This window comes from Streptomyces sp. SDr-06, from assembly GCF_003324565.1.
In the GTDB taxonomy this organism is placed as follows: Bacteria; Actinomycetota; Actinomycetes; order Streptomycetales; family Streptomycetaceae; genus Streptomyces.
Genome location: NZ_QOLA01000027.1, coordinates 42,171 through 64,842, shown reverse-complemented (window position 1 = coordinate 64,842; position 22,672 = coordinate 42,171). Strand labels below are relative to the sequence as shown.

General features: G+C 69.5%; 30 protein-coding genes. 12 read left to right on the top strand and 18 right to left on the bottom strand.

Annotated elements, in window-relative coordinates; translation table 11 throughout:
• Positions 1–527 precede the first annotated feature (527 nt).
• A complete protein-coding gene (locus DT019_RS34210; protein ID WP_114040880.1) occupies positions 528–1,145 on the top strand; it encodes a dihydrofolate reductase family protein in 618 nt (205 codons plus the stop codon).
• A gap of 370 nt (positions 1,146–1,515) precedes the next feature.
• Here the strand turns inward: DT019_RS34210 and DT019_RS34205 are convergent, their stop codons facing one another.
• The 3 genes from DT019_RS34205 to DT019_RS34195 all read right to left on the bottom strand — a co-directional run bounded on the left by DT019_RS34205 (position 1,516) and on the right by DT019_RS34195 (position 3,259).
• The gene (locus tag DT019_RS34205) at positions 1,516–1,914 is read right to left on the bottom strand and encodes a hypothetical protein (RefSeq protein ID WP_114040879.1); all 399 of its coding nucleotides are present in this window, start codon (positions 1,912–1,914) and stop codon (positions 1,516–1,518) included.
• Positions 1,911–2,123, bottom strand: coding sequence for a hypothetical protein (locus DT019_RS34200; RefSeq protein ID WP_223279896.1), 213 nt, complete (start codon positions 2,121–2,123; stop codon positions 1,911–1,913). Before DT019_RS34200 ends, DT019_RS34205 begins: the two co-directional genes overlap by 4 nt.
• A 326-nt stretch (positions 2,124–2,449) precedes the next feature.
• Positions 2,450–3,259: a sulfite exporter TauE/SafE family protein gene (locus DT019_RS34195; RefSeq protein WP_114040877.1), complete on the bottom strand. Its 810-nt coding sequence runs from the start codon at positions 3,257–3,259 to the stop codon at positions 2,450–2,452.
• A gap of 93 nt (positions 3,260–3,352) precedes the next feature.
• Here DT019_RS34195 and DT019_RS34190 point away from each other — a divergent pair, with 93 nt between their 5' ends.
• Entirely contained in the window at positions 3,353–4,120 is a 768-nt protein-coding gene (locus tag DT019_RS34190; RefSeq protein WP_114040876.1) for an AraC family transcriptional regulator, read from the top strand.
• Between the two features lie 29 nt (positions 4,121–4,149).
• Here the strand turns inward: DT019_RS34190 and DT019_RS34185 are convergent, their stop codons facing one another.
• Positions 4,150–4,845, bottom strand: a complete 696-nt coding sequence (locus DT019_RS34185; protein ID WP_114040875.1) for an alpha/beta fold hydrolase — start codon at positions 4,843–4,845, stop codon at positions 4,150–4,152.
• A gap of 448 nt (positions 4,846–5,293) precedes the next feature.
• Here DT019_RS34185 and DT019_RS34180 point away from each other — a divergent pair, with 448 nt between their 5' ends.
• Positions 5,294–5,893 carry a hypothetical protein gene (locus DT019_RS34180; RefSeq protein WP_147267379.1) on the top strand — a complete coding sequence of 200 codons (600 nt, stop codon included), beginning with the start codon at positions 5,294–5,296 and terminating at the stop codon, positions 5,891–5,893.
• Positions 5,894–6,154: 261 nt separating this feature from the next.
• Here DT019_RS34180 and DT019_RS34175 read toward each other — a convergent pair whose 3' ends face one another.
• Together DT019_RS34175 and DT019_RS34170 are read right to left on the bottom strand one after the other, a co-directional pair.
• The gene (locus DT019_RS34175; RefSeq protein ID WP_114040873.1) at positions 6,155–6,673 is read right to left on the bottom strand and encodes a hypothetical protein; all 519 of its coding nucleotides are present in this window, start codon (positions 6,671–6,673) and stop codon (positions 6,155–6,157) included.
• A gap of 4 nt (positions 6,674–6,677) precedes the next feature.
• On the bottom strand, positions 6,678–7,295 hold the full coding sequence (locus DT019_RS34170) for a CGNR zinc finger domain-containing protein (RefSeq protein ID WP_114040872.1): 618 nt from the start codon (positions 7,293–7,295) through the stop codon (positions 6,678–6,680).
• Positions 7,296–7,460: 165 nt separating this feature from the next.
• Between DT019_RS34170 and DT019_RS34165 the strand changes: the two genes are divergently transcribed.
• Together DT019_RS34165 and DT019_RS34160 are read left to right on the top strand one after the other, a co-directional pair.
• The gene (locus DT019_RS34165; protein WP_114040871.1) at positions 7,461–8,204 is read left to right on the top strand and encodes a metallophosphoesterase; all 744 of its coding nucleotides are present in this window, start codon (positions 7,461–7,463) and stop codon (positions 8,202–8,204) included.
• A 26-nt stretch (positions 8,205–8,230) separates the two neighbouring features.
• Positions 8,231–8,851 carry a LysE family translocator gene (locus DT019_RS34160; protein ID WP_114040870.1) on the top strand — a complete coding sequence of 207 codons (621 nt, stop codon included), beginning with the start codon at positions 8,231–8,233 and terminating at the stop codon, positions 8,849–8,851.
• Positions 8,852–8,964: 113 nt separating this feature from the next.
• Here DT019_RS34160 and DT019_RS34155 read toward each other — a convergent pair whose 3' ends face one another.
• Positions 8,965–9,834 (bottom strand): IS5 family transposase, encoded by an 870-nt coding sequence (locus tag DT019_RS34155; protein ID WP_114040917.1) that lies wholly within the window; start codon positions 9,832–9,834, stop codon positions 8,965–8,967.
• Between the two features lie 1,229 nt (positions 9,835–11,063).
• Between DT019_RS34155 and DT019_RS34150 the strand changes: the two genes are divergently transcribed.
• From DT019_RS34150 to DT019_RS34135, 4 genes are read left to right on the top strand one after another with little or no spacing between them, the layout of a single operon-like run.
• Positions 11,064–11,981 carry a DUF6192 family protein gene (locus DT019_RS34150; protein WP_223279895.1) on the top strand — a complete coding sequence of 306 codons (918 nt, stop codon included), beginning with the start codon at positions 11,064–11,066 and terminating at the stop codon, positions 11,979–11,981.
• Positions 11,982–11,983: 2 nt separating this feature from the next.
• Complete coding sequence (locus tag DT019_RS34145) at positions 11,984–12,400, top strand: hypothetical protein (RefSeq protein WP_114040868.1); 417 nt, start codon at positions 11,984–11,986, stop codon at positions 12,398–12,400.
• Positions 12,401–12,402: 2 nt separating this feature from the next.
• Complete coding sequence (locus DT019_RS34140; RefSeq protein ID WP_114040867.1) at positions 12,403–13,359, top strand: IS5 family transposase; 957 nt, start codon at positions 12,403–12,405, stop codon at positions 13,357–13,359.
• A gap of 50 nt (positions 13,360–13,409) precedes the next feature.
• Positions 13,410–13,742 carry an STAS domain-containing protein gene (locus DT019_RS34135; protein WP_114040866.1) on the top strand — a complete coding sequence of 111 codons (333 nt, stop codon included), beginning with the start codon at positions 13,410–13,412 and terminating at the stop codon, positions 13,740–13,742.
• A gap of 12 nt (positions 13,743–13,754) precedes the next feature.
• Here DT019_RS34135 and DT019_RS34130 read toward each other — a convergent pair whose 3' ends face one another.
• On the bottom strand, positions 13,755–14,021 hold the full coding sequence (locus DT019_RS34130; RefSeq protein WP_114040865.1) for a hypothetical protein: 267 nt from the start codon (positions 14,019–14,021) through the stop codon (positions 13,755–13,757).
• A gap of 159 nt (positions 14,022–14,180) precedes the next feature.
• Positions 14,181–14,915, bottom strand: coding sequence for an alpha/beta fold hydrolase (locus DT019_RS34125; protein ID WP_114040864.1), 735 nt, complete (start codon positions 14,913–14,915; stop codon positions 14,181–14,183).
• 104 nt (positions 14,916–15,019) lie between these two features.
• Here DT019_RS34125 and DT019_RS34120 point away from each other — a divergent pair, with 104 nt between their 5' ends.
• On the top strand, positions 15,020–15,838 hold the full coding sequence (locus DT019_RS34120) for an AraC family transcriptional regulator (RefSeq protein WP_114040863.1): 819 nt from the start codon (positions 15,020–15,022) through the stop codon (positions 15,836–15,838).
• Positions 15,839–16,045: 207 nt separating this feature from the next.
• On the opposite strand, the gene DT019_RS34115 is transcribed toward DT019_RS34120, so the two are convergent.
• Entirely contained in the window at positions 16,046–16,207 is a 162-nt protein-coding gene (locus DT019_RS34115; protein ID WP_223279894.1) for a hypothetical protein, read from the bottom strand.
• Positions 16,208–16,310: 103 nt separating this feature from the next.
• A complete protein-coding gene (locus DT019_RS34110) occupies positions 16,311–16,886 on the bottom strand; it encodes a TetR/AcrR family transcriptional regulator (RefSeq protein ID WP_114040862.1) in 576 nt (191 codons plus the stop codon).
• A 100-nt stretch (positions 16,887–16,986) separates the two neighbouring features.
• Here DT019_RS34110 and DT019_RS34105 point away from each other — a divergent pair, with 100 nt between their 5' ends.
• Both DT019_RS34105 and DT019_RS34100 read left to right on the top strand, forming a co-directional pair.
• Positions 16,987–18,225 carry an MFS transporter gene (locus tag DT019_RS34105; RefSeq protein WP_223279893.1) on the top strand — a complete coding sequence of 413 codons (1,239 nt, stop codon included), beginning with the start codon at positions 16,987–16,989 and terminating at the stop codon, positions 18,223–18,225.
• 80 nt (positions 18,226–18,305) lie between these two features.
• Positions 18,306–18,695, top strand: a complete 390-nt coding sequence (locus DT019_RS34100; RefSeq protein ID WP_114040860.1) for a nuclear transport factor 2 family protein — start codon at positions 18,306–18,308, stop codon at positions 18,693–18,695.
• Between the two features lie 307 nt (positions 18,696–19,002).
• On the opposite strand, the gene DT019_RS39935 is transcribed toward DT019_RS34100, so the two are convergent.
• The 7 genes from DT019_RS39935 to DT019_RS34075 form a co-directional block, all read right to left on the bottom strand.
• The gene (locus tag DT019_RS39935) at positions 19,003–19,143 is read right to left on the bottom strand and encodes a hypothetical protein (protein ID WP_189390181.1); all 141 of its coding nucleotides are present in this window, start codon (positions 19,141–19,143) and stop codon (positions 19,003–19,005) included.
• Positions 19,144–19,302: 159 nt separating this feature from the next.
• The gene (locus DT019_RS40840) at positions 19,303–19,428 is read right to left on the bottom strand and encodes a hypothetical protein (protein WP_262985360.1); all 126 of its coding nucleotides are present in this window, start codon (positions 19,426–19,428) and stop codon (positions 19,303–19,305) included.
• Between the two features lie 186 nt (positions 19,429–19,614).
• A complete protein-coding gene (locus DT019_RS39930) occupies positions 19,615–19,980 on the bottom strand; it encodes a peptidoglycan-binding domain-containing protein (protein ID WP_189390179.1) in 366 nt (121 codons plus the stop codon).
• Positions 19,981–20,027: 47 nt separating this feature from the next.
• Positions 20,028–20,399: a peptidoglycan-binding domain-containing protein gene (locus DT019_RS34090; RefSeq protein WP_223279892.1), complete on the bottom strand. Its 372-nt coding sequence runs from the start codon at positions 20,397–20,399 to the stop codon at positions 20,028–20,030.
• A 143-nt stretch (positions 20,400–20,542) separates the two neighbouring features.
• On the bottom strand, positions 20,543–21,619 hold the full coding sequence (locus tag DT019_RS34085; RefSeq protein ID WP_114040859.1) for a peptidoglycan-binding protein: 1,077 nt from the start codon (positions 21,617–21,619) through the stop codon (positions 20,543–20,545).
• 89 nt (positions 21,620–21,708) lie between these two features.
• Positions 21,709–22,101 (bottom strand): peptidoglycan-binding domain-containing protein, encoded by a 393-nt coding sequence (locus DT019_RS34080; protein WP_114040858.1) that lies wholly within the window; start codon positions 22,099–22,101, stop codon positions 21,709–21,711.
• A 25-nt stretch (positions 22,102–22,126) separates the two neighbouring features.
• On the bottom strand, positions 22,127–22,543 hold the full coding sequence (locus tag DT019_RS34075) for a peptidoglycan-binding domain-containing protein (protein WP_114040857.1): 417 nt from the start codon (positions 22,541–22,543) through the stop codon (positions 22,127–22,129).
• Positions 22,544–22,672: the final 129 nt, after the last annotated feature.

Sequence of the window (22,672 nt, the reverse complement as noted above, 5' to 3'; positions counted from 1 at the left end):
CTGTGGGTCGGCGTGCCGTTCGCGTACGGCATGTACGAACTGGGACTCAAGCTCAAACAACTGCTCACCAGCTCCTGAACGCCCCGCCGCGCCGTGGCGCGAAACCGCTTGTGGCCCGGCTCGCGCGTGCGCCGCCGCCTCCGTCAGGAACCGGAGCGGCGACGTGTTCGCCCAGGCCATCTGCGGGCAGCGACTGGGCGGCGAGAGGAGTTCGGGACTCGTGCTGCGATGGGCTTCCGTCCGCAGAGCGGTCCGGGCGGCGGCCACGACATTTTGTGACCAACTGGCCGCGCCCGGGCGCACCCTGCAGCCCGGAGCACCTGTTCTGCCATGTATACGGCCGCATCGGCCGGACGCCGTCGGCCCCGTCGACGACGCGGCCAAGGTCACCGCCGTCCAACTGTGCGGGCCCGTTCAGCACTTGATTTCCCAGGGACGGTGACGCGCCGGGATGAGAGGCACTTCACGTGGCCGTCGCGCCACGCGAGTATTGCGGTGCGAACGCCGGGAGACGACGAGGAGGCCCCGTGGGTACGGTGATCCTGCAGAGTGTGGTGTCGGTGGACGGATTCATCGCCGACGAGAAGGGCGACGTGGGCCCCCTGCACGAGTGGTACTTCAGCGGTGACGTGCCGATCGTCCTCGGAAAGGGCGAGGGTGAGGAATTCGACCACTCCGGCTCGGGAAGCGCGTTCAAGGTATCTCGCGCCTCGGCGGACTACGTGCGGTCGACGTGGGAATCGGTCGGCACCATCGTGATGGGCCGCAACCTCTTCGACCAGGTGAACGGCTGGGAGGGCAGGCCGCCCGCGGGCGACCACGTGGTCGTCGTGTCGCACCGGCCGAAGCCGGAGGGCTGGCACCCCGAGGCGTCGTACCACTTCGTCGACGGCGTGACGGCCGCGATCGAGAAGGCACAGCAACTCGCCGGGGACCGGATCGTGGCGGTGAACGCCGGCGACGCGGGTGCCCAGATCCTCGCAGCGGGTCTCGTGGACGAGGTGGCGATGGACGTGGTCCCGGTGGTGTTCGGATCCGGCCTGCGCTTCTTCGGCACCATCGCCGAGCAGCATCTGCTGGAGGACCCCCACGTGGTGATCCAGGGCGACAGGGTGCTGCACCTGCGCTTCAAAGTACGACGCTAGCCGCCTTCCACCCCTGGGGCACCAAGGGGCCACCACTGGAACGCCCTCCTGCCCGTTCGCCCCTCGGCATGCGGCTCACCACCGTCCGCGTCGGGACGTCCTGGTCTCAGGGTGGCCGACGCAACCGCCGCCTGCTCCTGCTCCCTCGTGCCAGGACCACGCGGCCGGATGCTGTCCCTGCTTGGCTTGGACGCCACTGACCCCGCGCCACCCTCTCTGGCGCCAACAGGACGAGGAGCAGGGCCTGGTGACCTACGTCGGCTTCAGACTTTGAGCGCCCGTCCTCTCACTCCGGTGCTTCGCACCCGAGTGATCCGGAACATCAGCACCCGCTCCGTGCGCAGGAGGCCTGTCCGGGCGCGGGGCCGGGTCAGTGGAAACCCAGCATGCCGGGTGAGTCGATGTCGACCGTCACCACACCGGGCGGATAGGCGTCCTCATCGCCGGTCAGCAGGATCGACATCCCCGTAAACTCCGCCCGCGGCAGTGCGCAGTACAGGGCGTGGCAGGTGTCGGGGCCGCCGTAGCCGTCGCGGATCATGGTGCCGACGCTGACGGAGGCGATGGTGTCGAGGGTGTCGACGGTGACGGAGGAGAAGGCGAGGACCTTGTGGGAGAGGTGGGCGTCTTCGGCCTCGGCCTGCATCAGGCACAGGGCCGGGACGTTGAGACGGTCGCCCGGCGTGTTGGCCATGTTCCCGGCGAGCAGGCTCAGCGCCCTGTGGCCGTCGGCGAGAGCGCGGACGGCACTGGTGTCCAGAATGATCACGCGGCGCTGCCCCGAGCGGCCCGAGCCTTCTCCGCAGCGATCCGGTAGATGTTGCCCAGGACATCCGGAGCCCGGTCGAAGTCCTCGTCGCTGAGGTCGACGCCCAGCATCTGCCTCGCCGTCTCACGGTCCGCGGCCAGGCGCTCCGCCCGCTGAGCGGCCGTCGGCTGCTCTGCCGCGAGCGCCTCGACCAGCTGCCCCAGACTCATCCCCCGCTCCCGCGCGAGCTCCGCCAGATGATCACGGGTCTCCCGCGGAACCTGAATCGTCGTCGTCGCCATAAAGCCACTATAGAGGTGCCACAGTCCTGGTTGCAGGGGTCCGCTCCCAGCCGGCCTGACTGGAAAGGCAATGGCCCGGAGGTTCCGGAGCGCGGGATCAGGCGGTGGCCATGAGCACGTCCTCTCCATACTGACGGACGGAGCCCGTCGGCGCGGTGTGCCAACGAACGACTTGCCAGTGCCCTCCAGAGCACGCCCCAGGACTTCGATCGCCCGCAGGTCGCCCTCCGTGAACGAGGTATCCCGAGCACCGTTCAGATCCCCATGACAAGCAGGACCAGCAGGACGGTCACCAGCAGGGCGACGTAGGCGACGGAGTGGGCCCGGTCCGGGACGCGGGCCGTGGCGCGGCGGGCCAGGGCGATGGTGGGCAGTGAGCCGCCGAGCAGCGCGGCGCAGGCGGGCAGGTCGATGTAGCCGAGGACTCCGGCCCGGGCGTGCAGGGTGGGGGCGGCGAGGGCGTAGACGGCGGTGCCGACCACGGCGACGGGCACGCTGAGCGGGTTGGCCATTGCCGTCGCCTGGGCCATCGGCAGGCCCCGGCGGCGCAGCAGCGGCACGGTCATCACGCTGCCGCCCACGCCCAGGCACGCGGCGACCGAGCCGATCCCGACCCCGCCCAGCGTCCTGGCCGGGCGGCTCAGCGGACGCGGCTCTCGGGTCTGCGGGACGGACAGGAAGCCTTTGCGCAGCAGGCTGTCGGTGATCGTGGCCAGCAGATACGCGGCGAACAGCACCCGCAGCGCGGCGTCGCCGATCCGGGTCGCCGCGAAGGACCCGGCCACCGCGCCGACCAGTACGAACGCGGCCATCGGCCAGACGTACTCCCGGCGCAGCCGACCCTGGCGCCACTGCGCCAGGGTGGCGAGGGCCGAGTTGACGACCATGACGGCCGTCGATGTCGCCACCGCCACGTGCATCGCGTCGGCGCCGGAGCGCGCTGTGACGCTCCAGAGTCCGTAGACGACGGGAACGGTGACGAAGCCGCCGCCGAACCCGAAGAACACCGTGGTCACCCCGGTCAAGCAGCCGAACAGAAGAAGCAGAAGGTAGGAAGTCAGCACTTCCACGACGCTACGGACCTGGCTGCATGGCGGGCAATCGAATGAATGCCACGTGCTTTTGTGGATCGGACAGCGGAGACCTAGTCTGGCGGTGTGCGCAACGTCCGGATCGACGAGGTCGACGGCTGCGATCGTGCCGTGCTGGCCATCGGTACCGACTACCCGCCCGGCCACCTGCTGCCCTACCACCAACACCGCCGGGCCCAGGTGCTGTACGCCGCGACCGGCGTCATGGAGTTGGCGACGGCGCAGGGCACGTGGACGGTGCCCCCCGATCGCGCGGTGCTGATCCCGGCCGGGACCCGGCACCAGGTCTCCATGCCCGGGGTCAGCACCCGCAGCCTCTACATCGAGCCCGCCGCCGTGCCGTGGTTCCCCACCCGCTGCCGCGTGGTCGAGGTCTCCGCGCTGCTGCGCGAACTGCTCCTGGCAGCCGTCGACATGAAGCCGCACTATCCGGAGCACGGCCGCGACGCGGCCCTGGTCGGCCTGCTCCTGCACGAACTGGCCGACCTGGCACCGTTGCCCCTGGACATCCCGCTGCCCGCCGACCCAGCACTTCGGCGGCTGTGCGAGGCGTTCCTGCGCCACCCCGACGTCCACGATCCGCCCGCCCGCTGGGCCGCGGCCCTTGGCATCAGCGAACGCACCCTGGGCCGCCGGTTCCGCGCCGCCACGGGCCTGAACTTCGCGCAGTGGCGGCAACGGGCCTGCGTCGTGCACTCCCTGCGGCACCTGGCCGCCGGCACGCCGGTCACCCGGATCGCGGCCGACCTCGGCTACGACAGCCCGGCGGCGTTCACCACCGCTTTCCGCACCCTGCTGGGCCGCCCCCCGAGCGCCTACCGGGCCGCCGGATAGGGGTGCGTAGGCAACGCCGGGCGGCGCGCTTACCGCCAGGCCGCGGTGGTGGCGATGACGGCCTGGGCCAAGGCCACGGGCTGATCGCGGGCGATGAGGTGCCCGGCGCCGTGGATGGGCCGGACCGTGGTCTGCGGAGCCAGGTGCAGCAACTGGTCGATGTCCTCGTCGGTGAGCGAGGAGCCGTTGTCGCCATGGACGAGCAGGACGGGCAGGTCGAGTTGAGCGGTGACCTGCCGTAGCCGTGGAACCTGGGTGAGGATGTCCTCGACGAGCTCGGTGTGGGCGCCGAGCGGGCCGACGGAAGCAAGGAAGCGGCGGACCCTGGAGGGTTCGAGGCAGGGCACGACGTCGACCAGCACCAGCCCCGCCACCCTGGCCCGCACGGCCGGATCCATGAGAGCGGCGACGGCGGCGAGCCCGCCGAGTGAGGCACCGACGACCACGCTTGCCGGTGGCTCGGCGTGCACCATCGCGGCGACGTCGTCCGCGCACGCGGACAGTGTCCGAGCGCTGCCCTCGCTGTCGCCGTGACCTCGCTGGTCGAAGGCCACACACCGGTACCCGGCATCGACGAGGACCTCGCTGACCGGTCGCCACACCTGACGGCGCTCGCCACCGGCGTGAAGGAGCAGGAAGGTCGGTCCGCCACCGACCTCGTCCCCGCGCAGGATCACATCAGGGCGAGTGATCCGCCGTACTCGTGGCGCGCCAGGGCCGATCATGAAACTGCCACCTTTCCCCTCCTGCCATCCGGGTCTTTGACCCGACCGCCAGAACCGGCCAGTGCCCCAACTGAAGCGACACTTCATACTGCCCCGCAAGGCACTTCGGAACGGTACGCCGCGGACGCCGAGGCCGCGGGCGGTCCCGGGCCGAGGGGGACGTGCCGGGCTGCGGCGTGCGGAGCGGCGCCGAGCAGCAGGTTCTGCCCGCGGCCGACCGCGCCCCTGTCGGTCGCTCATTCCTTGCGGAACGGTGGCCGGGCCGCTCTCTCACGTGCACGGGCACGTGGGCATGCCTTTCGCGCCCGGCCACCAGCCACCGCGAAAACCGGCCCCTGCGCCGCGCGCGGCGCCAGGCACCGGGGAACCATCCACCCCCGGCCGCCCGTCCTCCGGGCGGAGTGGCAGTCACTGCGGACCTGCGGCCCGGCGAGGGGAACGACGACCCATGACATGGGAGTTGGTGGAAGGGACGTTCGGCGGCCTGCTGATCGTCGTCGTCCTCGTGAAGATCATCCGTTACGTCCTCCGGCCGCCGGAAGGGCTCTTCGTACCCGGCCACCACCTGTCCGCCGACGGCGCACGGCTGGCCCGGCGCCTCGCCGCCCAGTACGACGCGCAGTCGCCCGCGTTCCGAATCCTGGCTGCCCTCCTCTCCCAGCGCAACGCCGCGATCGGCCGCCGGGGCGAGAAATGGACCTCCGCCCCACCCGTCGTCGATCCGGCCACCCACTGGGACGGCTGGCGGGAGATCCTCGGACGCCGCGACCGGCTCGCCCGCCGCCTGGTTCGAGACGTGTCCTTCTCCATCGGGATCAAAGACCTCACCTACGGCGGGCCTCGCACCATCCATCTGTGGGAACCCGACGTCCCGGCCTGGGCCGACCGGCTGGAGCCCGCCCCTCGGACCGCCGCCTTCGAGATCCTCAACAGGACCCACCCGCGCCGACGCTCGGAGCGGCTGATCGACCCCCGGACAGGCATCCTCGCACTCCGCCACGGCAGGACCGTGCTGGCCATCTTTCCGCGCAGCCATCCGAACCCCTGAAGGGCTTCGCGGACAGCCTCGCGGCGGCCGCCACGTAAACCTGGAGGTGGCTTTGTCCATGAGAACAGGGATCAGGCACGGTCCGCCGTTTGTATTGCGAGAACGCGCAGTGCCCGCGTCGGACCTTCGCCGAACAAGTCGACAGCCTGACAAGGCGATACGGCCGACGGACGCCCGTGTGGCGCCGGGTGTTGGAGGCAGTGGCGGTCGCCCTGGCCGGAAGGGCCGGAGCCCGTTTCGCCGTGATCCTGCACAGTGCCGTCAGCCGTACGACGCTGCTGCGGGTGCCGATGGCCCTGCCCGACCCCGCCACGAGTCCTCGGTGTGGACGGCTTCGCGACCCGACGCGGCCAGCTCAAAGGCCTGGGCCACCAGGGCACTTACCGGATCCTCAGCCACAACCCGCGGCCGAGGCGCCGACGCCGCATGCGCACCGTCGGCCCGGAACCACCGGGCGTCCGACAGGTCACCAGCTGGATGATGCGCCACCCCAACCGCCTCTGCGAGGACGAACGCCGGCAGTTCGGCGACATCCTCGCCCGCTGCCCGGAACCCACCGCCGCTGACCAGCTCGTCCGGGCCTTCGCTCAGGCCCTCACCACCCGCTCCGGCCAGTACCTCAACGACTGGATCACCGCCGTCCGCGCCGAGAACCTGCCCGGACCGCACACCTTCGCGCACGGCCTGGAGAAGGACCGGGATGCCGTGATCCAGGGACTGACCACCCAGTGGAACTCCGGCCCCGCCGAAGGCCGGGTCGACCACGGGCATCAGGGCCATGCGGTCAGGACGGGGTGGAACCGGCATCGGCGGCCATGCGTTGACGCCGGTAGTGGCGTGCTGCTCGGGCACGGTTTCCGCATGACGGTTTGCACCATTCCTGCCGCCCGTGGCTCTTGACGAAGTAGCGCACGCAGCGTGGCGCGGAGCACGCCCGTAGTTGGGTGCGCTGCGGGCCGCTCAGGAAGTCAATGGCGGCGCGGGCCAGGGCTGCCACGAGCCGAACCGTTGGATCGTTCTCTGCCGACAGCAGGCGGACCGTGGGGGCACCGTCCTGCGGCCAGTCCATCTGCGGGACGACCGTTTCACGGGCGGCAACCGTGTTCAGGTAGGCCACTGCCTGGTCGGCCGGCATCAACTGGCGGGCGTCCGCCGAGCTGGGCGGAGCGGGACTGACCGCCCGGGCGAAAAGTGCCCGAACCGCACGCCGGAGTTCGATGATCTCAATCCTGAGGTCCTCGTCAACTGCCGTTTCTCCAGCCGGAACATGGCCCGCCAGCAGGTCGGCCTGTGCCTGAACCCAGCGGGTTGCTCCGTGTGCAGTGGCGAGGTCGTCGGTGACACCACCGTCCCCGTCGTGGCGGATCGTGCTCGCCAGTTCCAGTGCCAGCCAGCGCTCCATCAATCTCTCCTTCCCCCTGGTCGTCAGTCACTTGATCACATTCCCGCGCACAGTCTAAGGTCCCTAACGGAAAAACGAGAACTTCCGTTAGATGCCGGGGTGGGGTGACAGCCCCACCTCGGTGTGAAACGGCGGCCGGGAGCCGCCACAGGAGGAAGACAGAGAATGACTGTGTTGCTTGCCCAGATCAGTGACCTGCACCTGGACGGCAGCGAGAGGGCCACACGCCGCGCCAACCGCGTCATGGACCACCTGCGGGATCTGCCGCATCCGGTCGATGCACTCCTGGTCACAGGGGACATCGCCGATCACGGCGAGGAAGCCGAATACGCGGAAGCCGCCCGTATTCTGACGGCCCCCTTTCCGGTGCTCGCCTGCCCCGGCAACCACGACGCGCGTCCGGCCTATCTCAAGGCCCTGCTCGGGGAGGAACCCGACGAGGGACCGGTCAACCGGATCCACCACATCGCCGGGACCGCGATCCTGATGTGTGATTCCACCATCCCCGGCCGGGACGAGGGGCGTCTCGACGCCCAGACGCTCGACTGGATCGGCACCCAGCTCGCCGGGCTGCCGCAGGACACCCCGGCGCTGATCGCCTTCCATCAGCCGCCCGTCGAGCTCCACCACCCCCTGCCTGACTCCTGCAGACTCGAACAGCCCGAGCAACTGGCTGCCCTGCTGGAAGCACATCCGCAGGTGGTTGCCGTCCTGACCGGACACGCCCACACGGCAGCCGCCTCGACGTTCGCCGCCCGGCCCCTGATCGTCGGACCGGCCGTCACCTGGACCCTGCGCATGCCATGGGAGGGCGACCGCCCTGCAGACCGCGACCAGCCGCCCGCTCTCGCCTTCCACGTCCTGGGCGACGACCGGCGCCTGACCACGCACTACCGCGTCGTGCTCTGACCCCGTCCGCCGGCCCCGGAGACATAGTGATCCACCCCTACGCCATCCTCGGGTTCCTGGTGGCGGTCCTTCCGCTGGTCGCCACCCCCGGGGCCAGCCTGGCCCTTCTGGTCCAGCACGTCACCGACAACGGTCGCCGCCAGGCTCTTCCCGTCATCCTCGGCACGACAACCGGACTGTACGTCCACGCCACCTTCGCCATAGCCGGCCTCTCGGCCCTGGTCATGCACTCCAGCCAGGCATTCACGGCCGTCAAGGTCATCGGTGCGGCCTACCTCATCGGCCTGGCCCTATGGACATGGCGATCCGCCACGGTGTCGGCGAGCGCTCCCTCCCGCCGGCACCCGCCCGTGCGGTCGGACTCCGTCTACACCCAAGCCTTGCTCGCCAACGTCCTCAACCCGAAGGCGGCGTCCATCTACTTGACCCTCGTACCCCAGTTCATCGAAGCCGATCACTCCTTCGACGCTCAGATCCTTGCTCTTGCCACCGCCCACGCCCTGCTGATGACGTTCTGGCTCCTCGCCTGGACCACGCTCATACGGCGTGCCTCACGCACCCTGCGGAAACCCCGCTTCAAGCGTACGGCCGCCAAGATCACCGCCGTGGTGTTTCTTGTACTCGGGATCCGAACCGCCGCGACGTAGACCAGCAGCCACCTTCCGAATCGCTTCTTGTACCAGAGCGTCGGTGTCCGTTCTTTGTTGACACGGGCCCGCGGCCCGACGCCCGGTTGGTCAGCGCACGGTGAGAGGAGGTTTCATCTCGGACGGGGTGTCTCATCCTGGGGGGTCGGGTTTCTCCAGGTTGGGACCGCTTCTCCGGTGATGCGGCGGGCCATGGTGTCGATCATCGCGAGGTAGATCATGGCTTCGGAGCTGGTGGGCAGGGTCTCGTAGTCGCGGGCGAGTCGGCGGTGCATCATGATCCAACCGAAGGTTCGCTCTACCGGCCAGCGGTGGGGAATGGGGGCGAATCCCCTGGTCCCAGGCTTGCGTTGGACGATTTCAAGGTCGATGCCGAGACGGGCGGCGCTTTCCACCAGGTGCTGGCGGTAGCCGCCGTCGACCCAGATCTTGCGAAGTCGCCGGAGGGTTCGGGAGGCCTGTGCGATCAGCGGCATGCCGGCGACCGAGTCCTGCACGCTGGCGGCGGTGACCAGCACAAACAGCAGCAGGCCGAGGGTGTCGGTGAGGATGCTGCGCTTCCTTCCTACGATCTTCTTCGCGGCGTCTGTGCCCTGCGTGGCGGACGGGACGGTATGCCCGGTCTTCACGCTCTGCGCGTCCAGGGCTCCGGCGCTGGGCTCGGGATTCCGTCCGGCCTGCTCGCGCAACTGGTGTCGCAGCAGCCCGTTGAGCCTGGCGAAGACCCCTTCGTCCCGCCAGTACGCGAAGTAGTGGTACGTGGTCTCCCAGGGTGGGAAGTCGTGGGGCAGGTAACGCCAGGGGATGCCGGTGCGGTCCACGTACAAGATCGCGTCGAGCAGGTCCCGCAGTGGGTATTTCGGTGGCCGCCCGCCGGGGATGCCGGCCTGACGGCGCTTGGCGCGCCACTCAGTCAACTCCGGTTCCACCAGGGCCCACCGGTCATCGGAGAGATCGCTGTCATACGCTCGGCGATTGCCCATACTCTTGGCGTACCGCGTTGCGGAACCCTCCGCCAGGGGCGCGAAGGGCACCTGCCGCTTCCCGGGCGAGACCGGGCTTTCACGAATGAGACAGACTCCGATGCTGATCCCGGGGCGAAAAGCGCATACTGCACCGCCACCTTGACGTCGCCATGCCGCGCCTGTCACTGATGACACGTAAGTCACGCAGGCCCCCTATCAAAACCAGGGCACTTAAGGAGATTTCGAGATGAAACCTCCTCTGAGAAGCTGTGTCATATCCCGTGATCTGTGACGCTTCGTAAGGTGCGGCGGGAGGTGGTTTGATCGCGGGTTCACAACGCGGCTGTCAAACTCAACTCCTGTACCTGGCCCGCGCGTAGCAGAGCTGGCCGGGAGCATCCGGTCGGTGTGCGGGTTCTGGGTGTAGGTTCGATGGGAAGTCTCCGCGCGCCGTCCGGGCGCGATCGTTGAGGCTCTTCTCCGTAGCAGAGTGAGCCTGCGGTGCGTGTGCCAGGCCCGTCCCTGGATTTGCACGTTTGGGCCGGGGTTACTTCTAGAGCGGGCGCCGAGGGCTGGAGGCGTTGCCCGGGGATTGGCGTGCATCGGTTGGTTCTGTCGGGGTAGTTGAATCCCGTCAGAGCATTCGATCGGTTGGATTCGATGCGAGCGGCCACCGCCGGGGCATGGGCCTGGCCGGCGGTGGCCGCGAGCACGAGGGCGGTCCGGCTCCCCTCCGGGGCGGCCCTCGCACTCAACGTCCTCACCGGCCGTCCCCGGGGAGTGCGGGAGCACCCCGGGGCTCGAACAGGCAGGGAGGACGAGGCTGGAGCCGCATCGTGGTTATGCGGCTCCAGCCGGCTCCGCGGGTGGGCAGTTCTCGCAGTCCGGGGGCTGGGGACCACGTGGTGCGGGCTGGCCGGCGGCTGTTGCGCAGGCTTGTGGGAGGCGGCTGCCTCGCTTCGAGCTTAGGACGCTTTGCGTCCGGGGGACCGGTGTCTTTTGAGTCTGACTCGATTGTGATGAGCCGTGCTGTTCAGGCCATGGCACTGATGGGTCAGGGTGTCGCAGAATCGTACGTGTTGTGGGCGGCGGGTGGTGGTGGTCATGATGCCTTCCGGTCGGGTGTGGTGACCATGGAGAGCTGAGTGGATGGTCGGGGGCAGGCAGGCCGGAGACCATCGCGGTCACGGGGACCGTGTTCCGGTCTGCGGAGCGGGTGATCTGCTGTGCTCACGAGGATTGGGAGTGTGGTCCGCGGCCGGTTCGAGGAGTTGGTGGCGCGGTCGCTGGACTCGGTCGAGATGGACGCGCGTTGTCAGTTCGCCATCGGGGATGCGGCACTGGAGATCGAGCCGATGCGTCCGCATGGAGGCCGCTATCCGGTCGACGGTGACGGCCTGGGGGTCCAGGAGTCGTTACGGCTGTTCGCGGAGTCGATCGGCCTGTCCTACTACACGGTTCGCACCCAGCGGTGGGTGGCCGCGCAGTGGCCCGTCGAGTTCCGGCAGGCCGGGGCCTCCTACGAAATCCATCGCATTCTCGGGCACTTGGAGAACCGGTTCGAGGTCATCAAGGATCCTCCGCTGAATGAGCGCACCGGCAAGCGCCAGTGGTGCGTGGATGCGGCGAAGCGGATGGTGGGCTGGAAGACGGACACCCCTGTCACGCTGGAAGAGCGGGTCGAGGCGATTCAGGAGATCGCCGGGGGCGACGAGGCGGTGGCGACGGCCGTGGCCACCGCTTTCCTGCGCCGGCCGGAGGTCGCGTTCAAGGCGATGCGCGACCCGCTGGCGAGGGAGCGGGTGAACGAGGCCCAGTTCGAACAGGCCGAACTCCTCGAAGAGGACGAGTTCGAGGAGGATTACGACGAGGCGTTCGGCGACTACGCGGGAGAAGACGAGCAGGTCGATCCGGCGCGGATCGTGCGGGGCTTTCACCGCGCGATGGAGTTCAGCGATCTGATCGCCGTCTGCCAGGGCTTCATCGCCGGGGCCACCAGGCTCGTGCCGAAACTGCGCGGCTGGGACTTCACCGAGGCCCAGTCCACCACGGTGGAACGCCAGTTGGAAAAGATCAGGGCGACGGCCGACTGGATCGAATCCGCCGTGGCCACTGGAAAAGTGGACCTGGACGAACAGCTCGCCGAGTTGCTGCGGGGCCAGTAGCCATGGCCCGGCGGGCCGGACTGCCCGCCCACGTCCACGGCGAGGCAGTACGCAAAGCCCTGCAAGAAGCGCGGCCCGCGGGCCTGTCGCTCAAGCAGCTGTGCCAGGCGACCAAGCGCTCGCCCTCGCAGGTCTGGACGGGCCTGCGGTTCCTGCGCAAGGTCGCGGTCAAGGAAGGCCTGCCGCCAGTCACCTACAACCGGCAAGACGGATTCCAGCTCTCCGAGAACAGCGAGGTCTGGATCGCCTACGAGCGGGCGATCTTCGAGACCGAACTCCACCGGATCACCAACGTCATCACCGGAATCGTCGCCCCCCACGCCAAGAAGGCACCCCAGGACGAGTGGGTACGCCTCGTGCTCGACCAGCTCGGCGGCGTCAAGGCCACCCTCGAAGTCCTCAGCCGCATGGAACGCTGACCATGATCCGCAGGAACAATCCCGGACCAGGCGCCTCAGTGCGCAGGCGCACCTACCCCAGTGACACCACAGATGCCGAGTGGACCGTCCTGGAACCCTTGCTGCCCACTCCCGCCTGTCAGCTGCCCGCCGGTGGACGCCCGGAGAAGCACCCTCGCCGGGACGTGGTCGATGCCATCCGCTATGTCAACGACAATGGCTGCAAGTGGAGGTCCGTGCCTGTCGACTTCGGTGTTCCCTGGCGCACCGTTTTCGGGTTCTTCCAGAGGTGGCGGGCCAGCGGCGCGCTGGCCCGCATCCACGCCGAGCTCCATGAACAGGTCCGTGTCCACGACGGTCTCAACCCCCGCACGGTTGCAGTGATCCTGGACTCCCAGTCCGTCAAGGGATCCGAGACGGTGGGAGCGGACACGCGCGGGTTCGACGGCGGGAAGCTGATCAACGGACGGAAGCGGCACCTGGCGGTCGACATGCGCGGCATGCCCCTGGCCGTCATGGTCACCAAGGCCTCCCCACACGACAGTCTTCCGGCACGTGACCTGCTCTTTCGTCTGGTGCTCACGCATCCCGAACTTGCCATTGCCTGGGCCGACTCCGCCTACGGCGGACCCCTCATCGACTGGTCACACTCCTGCCTCGGTCTCACCCTCAAGACGGTGCCCCGACGCAAAGACCAGGACGGCTTCGCCGTTCTGGCAAAGAGGTGGAGAGTGGAGCGGGCCATCTCGTGGATCATGAGAGCACGCAGGAACGTGCGGGACTACGAGCGGCTCATCTCCCACAGCGAAGCTCACCTCACCTGGACGTTCATCACTCTCATGGTCCGCCGCCTCACCCAGGCGCCACGGCCGCCCCGCACCGTCCCCCACCCCGTTGAACCCGCCAGCAAACCTAAGCCGATGCGCATCCGAATGCACAAGCCGCACACCATCCGCCTAGGTCCAGCCACAGTGAATTGAATCAGCACCCCAGAATTGCGCTGACCGGCTGTTCGTGACATCACACAGGCATGGACCGGTTGACCGTCAGACATGCCTCTTGCGAGGACACATCGTTCCTCACCCTCGTTCTCGCCGGTGAGCTGGAAGTCAGCAACGTCAGCAAACTCATCGACACCATCGTCGGCGTCCTCGAACGCGGTGACCGACACCTTCTCCTCGACCTCACCGACGTCAGCCTCTGCGACGAGGGCAGTCTCTTCACCATCCTCGGAATCCGGCATGCCGCAAACCACCTCGGTGGCAGCCTCTCGATCATCGCGGCCAGCCCTCCTGTTCACGACGCCATGTGCCAAACCGGCCTGCGCGAACTTCTGCCCATCACTCCCGGCTGCCCCCTCTAGGAGCGCCGCACCTCACGGAGCGTCACAGATCACGGGATATGACACAGCTTCTGAGTTGTACCTGTCGGCGGGCGGCAGTGAACTCAGCATCCGGTCGGTGATCCGGGCGTACTCCAGGGCTGCCAGGGTGGCGCCTTTGTCGGTCCACACAAGCAGTTCACCGATGAACTCGCCGCACTGATCGTGGACGTGCGCGTCGACGGCCGCGATCGTGTGACGCAGCCCGGCGTCAGCAGGGCCACTCGACGTGCGGCTTCCCGTTCCGGTCAGCGCGACCACCCTCGCGGAACCGGCAAGGAGTTTGGCGGCTGGTGATCCGTCAGCGGTCTTTCGAGTCCTCTCATGAGAACCATCCCTGAACCACCACTGTCACCACTCGCCGCACCCCGGGGAACCTCAACCCCCTGGTGGTCACGTCGCCCAGGTTGACCGGGCACGTCACGACCCCAACTGGGCCATCGGCCTCGGAGCGAGGGCGGAGTTTTCGCCGGGCTCGTCTGCTTCGTCGAGCAGGAGCGCGGCAACTGCCCGCGGGGCTTCGCGCATCGGATTGTGGGCGGTCGGCAGGTCGTGCACGGTCCACTCCGGGTCGGCGAGCAGCCGGGTGCGCTGGTCGGCGAACGGTGTGCGGTCCTCCCACCCCGAGCAGTAGACGAACTCGCGGCGGGGAACGTCGGCGTGGGCGCCCGTGAGGCGGACCGTCTGCAGGAAGGCGGCGAGTGGGTGGGGGCGGCGGCGCGGGTCGCCGTCCGGCCGCCACGGGGGTTGGACGGCGTAGCCGGTGGTGGCGGCGCCGGCGACGAACGACTGCCGGTAGCCCTCGTTCATGATGGACCAGCACGACTCGCCGTCGCGCGGCACGCAGGCGTCCAGGTACACCAGGCGGCAGACCCGGCCGTCGGCGCGATCGGCGGCGGCGGTGATCACCATCCCGCCGTAGCTGTGGCCGACCAGCGTCACGTCCTCGAGCTGGGCGCGCTCCAGCAGACGCAACACGTCGTCGGCGTGGGTGTCGAGATTGGCGGCGGCGATCGTAGCGGGGTCGTCGTGGGGGCGCAGGCCGGTCAGGGTCAGGGTGTGGACGGTGTGGCCGGCCCGCTCCAGCAGCGGGACCACCGCCTCGAACGTCCAGGATCCGTGCCAACCGCCGGGTACGAGTACGAACGTCGCCATGGTGCTTCCCCTCATGTGCTCGGCCGTGGCACCGGGGGCCACCGCTCATGACGGAAAGTCTCATCGGCGTGCGTCATGGCGTGCTACCGATACGATGCCAACCGATGCCCGTTCACCGCCAAGCCCGCCCAGACGCCGGTCCCACGTCGCTGACGTGGCCCTCCGGCGGGCGCCACCTGTGGCCCTCGGGCGACAGCAGCGAGGCGCAGACGCACGCGCGCGGGCACCTGGTGTACGCGGCCAGGGGCGTCCTGGTCCTGCACACCGAGAGCGGGACGTCGATCGTTCCGGCCAACCGGGTCGCGTGGACGCCGGCCGGGTTCACGCACCGTCACCGGGCCCACGGGGACACGGACATGCGGATCGTCTTCCTGCCGCCGTCCCTCGCCCGGCTGGTGCCAGGGCGTCCGGCGGTGTTCCGCGTTTCCGGCCTGGCGCGGGAGGTCCTGCTCGCCCTGACCGACCCGCGCCGCAACGGCCATGACGGCCCAGGCGGCGGGAGCGGGGCGGTGCCCGCTTACAGCCGCACCGCGCGTGAGCGTCTGTTGCGGGTGCTGGTCGAGGAGCTGCGCGAGGCCGACGAACAGCCCCTGCACCTGCCGCACCCGCGCGACGACCGGCTGCGGTCGATCGAGCAGATCCTGTCCCGGACGCCGGCCGACGCCACCACGCTGGCCGGGCTCGGTCGGCGGGTCGGGGCCAGTGCCCGCACCCTGAGCCGACTGTTGCGCGACGAGCTCGGCATGACGTTCTACGAGTGGCGCACCCAGTTGCGTGTGCACCACGCACTGGTGCTCCTGGCCGAGGGCCACGACACCACGCACACCGCCCACGCCTGCGGCTGGGCCAACCCCAGCGGATTCATCGCGGCGTTCACCGACCTCGTCGGCACGACCCCGGGCCGCTACCGGGCCGGCGGATAACACGAGCCGGGGCCGGGCCAGGTAGCGCACCCGGGCAGCCCAGAGGCCGAGGGGGCCGTCACGCTTCAGCGAAAGAGACTGGGCCAGGCGGCCAAGTCGCATGGGTCGCCTGGTCCGATCGCTGTTCTGGGGCTGCGGAATCAGCGTCGGATACATACCACCCTGGCAGGACCTCGGCCGGGGGCGCCCTGTGCAGGGTCGCGGGTACTAGGCGGAGGGCCGCGGAGTCAGCGACTCGGGGGAGAACTGCTCGACGCGGTCGCGCTTGGTGTACATGTCCCAGTAGAGCTCCGCGAGGTCGTCCGGGTCGGCGACCGGGAATTGCGGGCCGTCGGCCGACTCGAAAGCGGCCTGGGCCGCCGCGGACACAGTCGTCCCTGTGGATTGAGGGGCGGTTCGGGGGTTGGCGGGACTCGCGGGGCACCTCTCGCCGGTGCGTGCGAGGCGTGGTGGCAACCCTGGTCGCGAGGCGTCAGTTCTGCGGAGGGGTTTCGCTGTGTCCGGGGAGGGCGCGGACTGCTTCGGCGATGGCGGGCCGGAGTTGTTCGAGGGTGTGGTCGGGTCCGAGGATCATGCGGCGCAGCTGGGGCATGGCCAGGCTCCAGCCGACCAGGCCGAGGGTGAGGAACAGCCGGTTGCGGGCCGCGCCGTCCGAGGCGTCGGTCTGGGTGGCGCGGATTTTGTCCTCGTAGTGCTGGGTGCGGGTCTCTTCGCCGGGGACGGGTTGGTCGCCGAGTTCGAGTGCCTCCCACATGAGCAGGCGTAGGGCTTCGGGGTGGGTTCGGTGGTAGTCGAAGAGCCGCTCGGCGTAGGCGGGGAGGTCCTCGTCGCCAGGTGGGACGGCCCGGGCGAGGTCGGCCATGAGGTGTTCCAGGACGGCGGCGAAGAGCTTGTTCTTGTCGCCGAAGTAATCGTAGATGGCCCGTTTGTTGGCCTTGGCCTGGGTGGCGATGCGGTCCACGCGGGCGCCGGCGACGCCGTGCTGGGCGAATTCCGCGGCCGCTGCCGCCAGGATCCGCTCTTTGGTTGCCTTCGAGTCGTACGCCATTCCCTGATGGTAACGAACCAGTTCGTTTGACCGATCGCGGTGCCGTCTGCGACTCTCTCGACATCTTCCGAACCATCTAGTTCGTTCGTTTGGAGTTGCGATGCCCTGCCCTGATCCGCCGCTGCCTCCGGCACCGGCCCTGCCCCGTCGGATGCCGTTGGTCATGGCCCTGGCCTGCGGGGTCAGCGTGGCGAACGTCTACTTTCCGCAGGCTCTGGCGCCGCTCATCGCCGACAGCTTCGGCATTACGGCCAATGCGGCCGCGTCCGTGGCGACCGTGACGCAGCTCGGATACGCGGGCGGGATCTTCCTCCTGGTCCCGCTCGGCGACCGGCTCCCGCGCCGGCCCCTGATCACCGTGCTGCTCACCGTGACCGCCCTGGCTCTCATGGCCGCTGCTCTCGCCCCGGCCAGCGGCGCACTTCTCGCGGCCGGCACCGTGGTCGGGATGGCGACCGTGGTGCCCCAACTGCTGCTGCCCATGGCCGCGGGGCTGGTCGCGGCCGACCGGCGCGGCGCCGTCATCGGGACCCTGCAGGGCGGGCTGATCGGCGGGATCCTGCTGGCCCGCACCTTCGGCGGCACCCTCGGCAAACAACTGGGCTGGCGCGCGCCGTATCTGGTCGCGGCCACGCTCACCGTGCTGCTGGCGATCGTGCTCCACACCGCCCTGCCCCGTGTCGCCCCGCCCACGCGGGACCGCTACACCGCCCTGCTCGCGGCCAGCGTACGGATGCTGCGCACCGAGCCGGACCTGCGGCGCTCCGCCCTCTTCCAGGCCACCCTCTTCGGCGGTTTCAGTGCCGCATGGACCGCGCTGGCGCTGCTGGTCACCGGCCCCCGCTACGGTCTGGACACGCAGGTGGTGGGCGTACTGGCCCTGATCGGCGCGGCCAGCATGTTCTGCGCCCCGGCCGCCGGACGGTGGGTGGACCGGCACGGCGCGGACCGCGTGAACCTGTGGTGCATCCTTGCCACCCTCGCCGCAGCGGCCGTCCTGGCCGCGGGTACGACCGGTTCCTGGACCGGACTGGCGGCGCTGGCGGCCGGGCTGTTGTTGCTCGACATCGCGGTGCAGTGCAGCCAGGTCGCGAACCAGGCCCGCATCTTCTCGTTGCGCCCCGAGGCTCGCAGTCGGCTGAACACCGCGTACATGACCTGCTCGTTCCTCGGCGGCAGCGCCGGGTCCTGGCTCGGAATCCGCGCCTATGCCCAGCTGGGCTGGCTGGGCGTGTGCGCACTCATGGGAGTACTCGCTCTCCTCGCGCTCGCCCTCTACTTCGCCGGGCGTCGGCAGTCGATCGGCGACGCAGCCATGCCCGAGACGCTCGCGAGGTGAGCGGCGGCCGGCCCACCGCGCGGGCGCCTCCGGCCGCCGCGGACCCTGTGCCCTCCACCCTCCGATTCGAAGGAACTCTCATGTCGTTCCCGGCCATGCCGCTCGCGGTCCTCCAGTTCTTCCGCGCCTCCCAGGCAGGCGATGCCGACGCCTGGGCCGAGGCTTTTGCCGCCGACGGTGTCTTCCACGACCCGGTCGGCACACCGCCCATCACCGGCCGCACCGCCATCCGCGATTTCATCGCTTCCGTGCTGCCCAACTTCCAGCCCTTCCTCGGCCTGACCCCCCTGGAGGCGCACACGGTCGGCAACCGGGTCGCCGTCTCCTGGCGCGGCGCCGCCGTCGCCCTGGACGGCAAGCCGGTCAACTGGTCCGGCATCAACATCTACGAACTGGGCGAGGACGGCCTCATCCAGGACGCCAAGGCGTACTTCAACCACGCCGCCTTCCAAGCCCAGCTCGCCGGCTAGCCCCGGACCACAGCTCCCGGTGCGGGCCCGGACGAAGGCACAGCACGAGCCCGTACCGGGTCCGCACCATGGCCCACCAGGACGCGAGCCTCTGCCCATGGCCGCACCGTGTTGGGCGAGTGCTTCTCTCGCCCCGGGCATTCCAAGTACACCCCTACTGGGGCCACTGCCGGTGGCGGGTGCGGGCCCTGCCGTTCGCTGTCCCGATGGAGCCCGCCATGCCCGCCCTGCGTCGCCTCTCCCAGGAACACGAGTGCGCCCGCCGCAACGTCTGAGGGACAGGGAAGCCACTCAGCGATCTGCCGTACTAACTACGGGAGGCGCGAACCGCGGCGACGACGATCGCGATCAGGATGGACATCAAGAAGAGCGTCACCGCAGGCCACAACGGATCGCCGTTGATGAGTGCCATCATGAGCGCGCGGAAACCCGCACCGATGAAATGCATGCGCGTACCGTAGCGTCACCCGTAGCCAGCCGGTGCGCCAGAGGGGCCATTTCCGGTCCCCGCGAGAGCGTCAGTCAGCGTGTGACGATGCAGAAGGGGTGCGGTCAGAACGGGCCCGCAGGGAGCCACGAGGCCGCGCTGCGTTCGGCGAGCCCGTGATCAGGTCTGGCTCTGGAGCGGCGGGAGCTCCCGCAGGGCGGCAGGCGCTTCGCTGATGCCGCGCTGCCTGTACCAGGCGAGCGCCCAGCGCAGGATCACATCGGCGGCACCCGTGGACCCGCACACGCCGGCACGATCCGCGCCCGCGGGGCATGCGACTGCGCCGACGTTGCCCGGCGGGTCCACCGTTCGAGTGCCACACGCTCGTCCTCGGTCAGGAGCAACGTCTCAAGCCTCGTACCCCGACGAGGAACTGACGCACCAGCAGCAGAAGTCACACGACAACTGACGATCCACGACTGGCGCGAGACGTTAGCACCAGACCGGGGTGGTGCTCCGGCTGCTCTGGTAGTCGAGCTTGGCCCAGGTCAGCGGGCCGACGATGCCATCGGGCTTGAGACCTGTGCAGGTCTGGAACTTCTGCACCGCGGCGAGGGTCTTGGGGCCGAAGTACCCGTCGACGTCCGGGCCCATGTAGGTGAGGGAGTTGTAGAGCTCGCACTGCAGGGCTTTGACCGCGTCACCGCTGTCGTCCTGGGAGAGCATCGGCTCGCTGGTGCTGTAACCGCCGCAGAGCTGGCTCCGGGACGTCGCGGCCGAGGCGCTGCCGGCGGTGGTCACACCGAGGCCGGTGGCCAGAAGGGTGGCGACCGCAACGGCCGCAAACTTGTTGCGCATGGTTCTTCCTTCGGTACGGGTGCCTGGGAGGTCTGGGTCGGGCCGGATCAGCAGAGGTAGTTCGCCTGGGTGTCGATGTCGCTCTGGTAGTCCAGCTTGGCCCAGGTCAGCGGGCCGACGATGCCGTCGGGCCTGAGACCGGCGCACCCCTGGAACTTCTTCACGACGGCGAGGGTGTTCTTGCCGAAGACCCCGTCCACCTGGAGACCGGCGCCGCGCACGCTGTAGTTGAGCTCGCACTGCAGCGCCTTGATCTCCGGGCCGCTGTCTCCGGAGCTCACCTCCGCCTCGTTGTCGCTGTTGTAGCCGTAGGAGGAGCACACGGCGGGGGTGCTGGCGGACGCGGTGGTGGCGGTGCCGATTCCGAAGCCGGTGAGCAGGACGGCTCCCGCGGCGACGGCAGCGAGCTTGGTACGCATGGGTGTTTCCTTCACAAGGGTCAGGTCGATGGTCCGGGGCGGACGATGAGGTCCCCGCCGACATGGCTGGGCGAACAGCCCGGAGTGGGTGGTTTCGGGTGCGTGCGGGTGGCGGCTGCCGTCCCCCGCACGTGGCCGGGCGGTCAGGCCGTGACGTGGTACCAGTAGCCGCCGGTGCGCAGGGGGACGTAGTGCACGTTGGTGCCCGTCTCCTTGGCCTCGTACATCATGTCCGCGCCGGTGGCGGAGTCGGTGCCGGCGTAGAGCACGGCGTGCACGGTGTTGTGGGCGCCGGAGCCGAAGTACTCGACGTCGCCCGGCTGCCGCTGGGCCTCGGTGATCGGGGTGAGGTGCTTGTCCAGGGTCTGCTCGGTGGTGTCCCCGCCGTTGGCGAGGTCGATGCCGGCGCCGAACCAGAAGGCCGCCCGGACCAGGCCCGAACAGTCCATGCCCACCGTGGTGTTGGCCGGGCAGGGCTGGATCGAGCCGGTGTACCCGTCGCAGGTGCCCAGCGACGGGCCGGGGCCCTCGCCGCGCAGCGAGTGTCCGCCGCCCCACACGTACGGAACGCCCAGGTACGACTTGGCCGCGTTCAGGACCCTGGTGGAGTGGATCGGGCCGCTGGGCAGCGGGGCGGGGGTGCCGGTGTAGAGGGCGTTCTTGACGCCGGAGCCGACGACCCCGTCGATGGCCAGGCCCTGTGCGGCCTGGAAGTTGCGTACGGCGGTGTCGGTGGCGGGCCCGAACTGGCCGTCCACGACGAGGCGGCCGGCGTTGAAGGTGTTCAGCATCGTCTGCAGGGTCGAGACGCACTGCCCGCTCGCCCCGGTCTGGAGGACCCCGCACTGGGTGCGCAGGTCCACGGTGCCCGAGGCGCCGGCCGCCGCGGCATCGAGCGCCGACTTGGTGGCCGGGCCGACGATGCCGTCCTCGGTGAGGCTGTGCGCGCCCTGGAAGGTGCGCACGGCGCTGTCGGTGGCGGGCCCGAACTGGCCGTCCACGGTGAGGTGGGCGCCGGTCAGGTTGAGCTCCGCCTGGAGCTGGGCGACGCAGCCGTCGGCCTCGCCCTGCTGGAGGTCGGCCGGGCAGGCCGGGGAGGTGATCGGGATCGGGGCCGGCGCGGTCGCGGCGGAGGCGGTGCAGGCCCCGAAGCCGGTCAGTGCGGCCGCCAGGGCCAGGCCCAGCGACCAGTGGCGCCGGGCGGGAAGGATGGTCTTCACAGCGGGGGTTCTCCGGATCCGTGGTGATGCGTCAGGGGAACGCGGATGCCCCGCTCCCTGTCGCCCGGTGTGTGCTCGACGGGCGGGCGTTACTCGAACAGCCCCGCGTCGCTGGGCACGTAGGCGAAGCAGGAGCCGGACTTCCCTCCGTACGTCTGATCACCGCGGTAGAGGATGTTGTCGCCGGTGAAGGGGCCGACTATGCCGTCCGGCTGCACGTGGACGAAGGCCTGGAACCACAGGACCTGGTCCTTGGTCCGCGGGCCCCAGATGCTGTCCTCGTCGATGGTCGCCCGGTTGTTGTTCCGGGCGACGTCGTTGATCAGGTGCTGAACGCACCAGACCGCCCGGCTGTTGTTGGCGTAGCCGTCGCCGATGTAGCCGGCGGTGTCGGACGCGCTGGCGGAGCCGGCCAGACCCAGCAGCGCGGTTCCGGCCAGGGCCCCTGCCAGCACGGCGCGGCGGAAGGACTTCGCGGTCATGTGTTGCTCCTCGCGGTACTGGTGATCAGGGGCCGTAGGTGGTGGGGATGTACTGCCAGCAGTAGGCGTCGTAGCTGCCGACGTAGTACGGGTCGCCGTCGCTGATGATCGCGTTGCCGGTGAGCGGGCCGACGAAGCCGTCGGCGAGGAGCGACCGGCCGCCGAGGAAGGTGTGGGACTGCAGCCACTGGACGGCGGACTTGGTCTGCGGGCCCCAGATCCCGTCCTCCGCCACCGGCGCGGGGTGGTCGGCCTGAGTGGTGACATTCAGGAAGTGGTTGAGGTTGTGCTGGACGCACCACACGGCGTGGGTGTTGTTGGCGTAGCCGTCGCCGAGGGTCGGTGCGCCGGGGCTGGCGCTGGCGGGCCCGGCCAGGGTGAGCAGGACGGCACCGGCCAGGGCCAGTGCCGCCGCGGCGCGGCCGAAGGGCTTCCTGCCCATGTGTTTCTCCTCGCGAGACGGTGTCGGGGCGGTGTGCCCTCGGGATGAACGGCCCCGGCGGTAAGGGGCGTGATGCCTGGTCGGGTTGCAGCGTCAGAACTCCGCCGCGCGGGGCGCGACTCGGTCGAC

Bases quoted from the DNA above. Each gene is read 5' to 3' on its own strand.
- DT019_RS34135 (WP_114040866.1), top strand. From the start codon at position 13,410: ATGGACCGGTTGACCGTCAGACATGCCTCTTGCGAGGACACATCGTTC.
- DT019_RS34185 (WP_114040875.1), bottom strand. From the start codon at position 4,845: ATGATCGGCCCTGGCGCGCCACGAGTACGGCGGATCACTCGCCCTGAT.
- DT019_RS34180 (WP_147267379.1), top strand. From the start codon at position 5,294: ATGACATGGGAGTTGGTGGAAGGGACGTTCGGCGGCCTGCTGATCGTC.
- DT019_RS34090 (WP_223279892.1), bottom strand. From the start codon at position 20,399: ATGCGTACCAAGCTCGCTGCCGTCGCCGCGGGAGCCGTCCTGCTCACC.
- DT019_RS34080 (WP_114040858.1), bottom strand. From the start codon at position 22,101: ATGACCGCGAAGTCCTTCCGCCGCGCCGTGCTGGCAGGGGCCCTGGCC.
- DT019_RS34125 (WP_114040864.1), bottom strand. From the start codon at position 14,915: ATGGCGACGTTCGTACTCGTACCCGGCGGTTGGCACGGATCCTGGACG.
- DT019_RS34200 (WP_223279896.1), bottom strand. From the start codon at position 2,123: ATGAGTCTGGGGCAGCTGGTCGAGGCGCTCGCGGCAGAGCAGCCGACG.
- DT019_RS34120 (WP_114040863.1), top strand. From the start codon at position 15,020: ATGCCCGTTCACCGCCAAGCCCGCCCAGACGCCGGTCCCACGTCGCTG.
- DT019_RS34110 (WP_114040862.1), bottom strand. From the start codon at position 16,886: ATGGCGTACGACTCGAAGGCAACCAAAGAGCGGATCCTGGCGGCAGCG.
- DT019_RS34075 (WP_114040857.1), bottom strand. From the start codon at position 22,543: ATGGGCAGGAAGCCCTTCGGCCGCGCCGCGGCGGCACTGGCCCTGGCC.
- DT019_RS34175 (WP_114040873.1), bottom strand. From the start codon at position 6,673: ATGGCCCTGATGCCCGTGGTCGACCCGGCCTTCGGCGGGGCCGGAGTT.
- DT019_RS34105 (WP_223279893.1), top strand. From the start codon at position 16,987: ATGCCCTGCCCTGATCCGCCGCTGCCTCCGGCACCGGCCCTGCCCCGT.
- DT019_RS34145 (WP_114040868.1), top strand. From the start codon at position 11,984: ATGGCCCGGCGGGCCGGACTGCCCGCCCACGTCCACGGCGAGGCAGTA.
- DT019_RS34100 (WP_114040860.1), top strand. From the start codon at position 18,306: ATGTCGTTCCCGGCCATGCCGCTCGCGGTCCTCCAGTTCTTCCGCGCC.
- DT019_RS34165 (WP_114040871.1), top strand. From the start codon at position 7,461: ATGACTGTGTTGCTTGCCCAGATCAGTGACCTGCACCTGGACGGCAGC.
- DT019_RS34155 (WP_114040917.1), bottom strand. From the start codon at position 9,834: ATGGGCAATCGCCGAGCGTATGACAGCGATCTCTCCGATGACCGGTGG.
- DT019_RS39930 (WP_189390179.1), bottom strand. From the start codon at position 19,980: ATGCGCAACAAGTTTGCGGCCGTTGCGGTCGCCACCCTTCTGGCCACC.
- DT019_RS34170 (WP_114040872.1), bottom strand. From the start codon at position 7,295: ATGGAGCGCTGGCTGGCACTGGAACTGGCGAGCACGATCCGCCACGAC.
- DT019_RS39935 (WP_189390181.1), bottom strand. From the start codon at position 19,143: ATGCATTTCATCGGTGCGGGTTTCCGCGCGCTCATGATGGCACTCATC.
- DT019_RS34140 (WP_114040867.1), top strand. From the start codon at position 12,403: ATGATCCGCAGGAACAATCCCGGACCAGGCGCCTCAGTGCGCAGGCGC.